Source organism: Verminephrobacter aporrectodeae subsp. tuberculatae At4 (genome assembly GCF_000193225.1).
Taxonomy (GTDB): Bacteria; Pseudomonadota; Gammaproteobacteria; order Burkholderiales; family Burkholderiaceae_C; genus Acidovorax; species Acidovorax aporrectodeae.
In genome coordinates, this window is sequence record NZ_AFAL01000571.1 from 1 (window position 1) to 2,167 (window position 2,167).

The window sequence follows — 2,167 nt, forward strand, 5'->3', positions numbered from 1 at the left end:
AGCGCTCGGAGAAGGTGATGGTGGTTGATTCGCCGGCGCAGAGCTTGGTGTCATCGATGGTGATGTCGGTCGGAGTGGGCCGCTTGGTATCAATGGAGTAGTTGGCGCTGCTGGCGGAGCCGGTACCGACGTTGCCTGCGGCGTCGCGCACACCGGCCAAGTTGACGCCGATGGTGTTGCTGCTGTCCTCAATGTTGACCGTGGGCGTGAAGGTGGCGGTCCAGGTTTTGCCGTCTGCATTGGCCGTGAGCGTGCCCAGCGTGCCGTTGGCATCGGTGAGCACGATGTCAGCGCGCGTGAAGTCGGTGACGGTCTCGTTGAAGACGATGGTGACGGTCGTTGTTTCGCCGGCGATGAGGCTGGTGTCGGCCAGCGTGATCGTGGCCGTGAGCCGCTGTGTTTGGACGGTGTAGTTGCCACTGCTGGCGCTGCCCTGGCCGGCGTTGCCCGCGATATCGTTCACGCCCGTGAGGTTGACGCGGATGGTATTCGTCGCGTCGTTGACGTTGGCCGTGGGCGTGAAGGTCGCTGTCCAGGTTTTGCCGTCGGCGTTGGCCGTGAGCGGGCCCAGCGTGCCGTTGGCGTCGGTGAGCACGATGTCCTCGCGCGTGAAGCCGGTGACGGGTTCGCTAAAGGCAAAGGTGACGGTGGTGGTTTCGCCGACGGTGAGCGCGTTGTCGGTCAGGGTGATCGTGGCGGTGGGGCGAACGAGGTCAATGTCGTAGGGGGTGCCAAAGAAAGACGTCACTCCCCAACCTATGTTGCCTGCGACATCGGTCACGGTATTCCCCAAATGCACGCGGATGTAATTGCCGGTCGATGAGGCGCCGGTAGTCGGGGCCGTCAGCGTGAACTGCCAAGTAATGCCGTCGGTGGTACGCAGGTCGGACAATGTGGCGGGATTGGCGGCGGCATCGGAGGTAGATCGAATGCGCGCCAGAGTGAAACTGGCCCGATTCAGTGCTTCGGAGAAGGTGAGGGTGACGGTGGTTGATTCGCCGGCGCAGAGTTTGGTGTTCTCGATGGTGATGGAGTCCGCAAAGGGCCCCTTGGTATCAATGGAGTAGTTGGTGCTGCTGGCACTGCCAACTCCGGCGTTGCCTGCGGCGTCGGTCACACCAGCCAGGTTCACGCTGATGGTGTTGCTGCTGTCCTCGACATTGACCGTGGGCGTGAAGGTGGCGGTCCAGGTTTTGCCGTCGGCGTTGGCCGTGAGCGTGCCCAGCGTGCCGTTGGCATCGGTGAGCACGACGTCGTCGTTGGTGAATCCGCGGACGGCCTCGCTGAAGGCAAAGGTGACGGCGGTGGTTTCGCCCACGGTCAGGCTGGTGTCGGCCAGCGTGATGGTGACGGTGGGGTCTGCGGTGTTCGCTGACCGGGTGCTCACGGTGTAGTTGCTGCTGCTGGCGGTGCCGACACCGGCGTTGCCCGCGATATCGTTCACGCCCGTGAGGTTGACGCGGATGGTATTCGTCGTGTCGTTGACGTTGGCCGTGGGCGTGAAGGTCGCTGTCCAGGTTTTGCCGTCGGCGTTGGCCGTGAGCGGACCCAGCGTGCCGTTGGCGTCGGTGAGCACGATGTCATCGTGCGTGAAGCCGGTGACGGGTTCGCTAAAGGCGAAGGTGACGGTGGTGGTTTCGCCAACGGTGAGCGCGTTGTCGGCCAGGGTGATCGTGGCGGTGGGGCGAACGAGGTCAATGTCGTAGAGGGTGGTATAGAACGACGTCACTCCGACCCGACCCGTGTTGCCTGCGACATCGGTCAAGTCACTCCCGTTTACCCTGTTATACACGTCGAAGTAATTTCCGGTCGATGAGGCGCCGGTAGTCGGGGCAGTGAGCGTGAACTGCCAAGTAATGCCGTCGGTGGTACGCAGGTCGGACAATGTGCCGGGATTGGCGGTGGCGGCAGAGCGAATGCGCGCCAGAGTGAAACTGTCCTGATTGAGCGCTTCGGAGAAGGTGAGGGTGAGGGTGGTTGATTCGCCGGCGCAGAGCTTGGTTTTCGCGATGCTGAGGTCGGTCGGAAAGGGTCGCTTGGTATCGATGGAGTAGTTGGTGCTGCTGGCGGGGCCGGTACCGGCGGTGCCTGCGGCGTTGGTCACGCCAGCGAGGTTGACGCCGATGGTGTTGCTGCTGTCCTCGATGTTGTTCGTGGGCGTGAAGGT

1 protein-coding gene is annotated in these 2,167 nt (G+C 62.9%); it reads right to left on the reverse strand.

Annotated elements, in window-relative coordinates; all coding sequences use genetic code 11:
- On the reverse strand, positions 1–2,167 hold a 2,167-nt coding region (locus VTU_RS33765; RefSeq protein ID WP_010106911.1), incomplete at both ends, for an Ig-like domain-containing protein.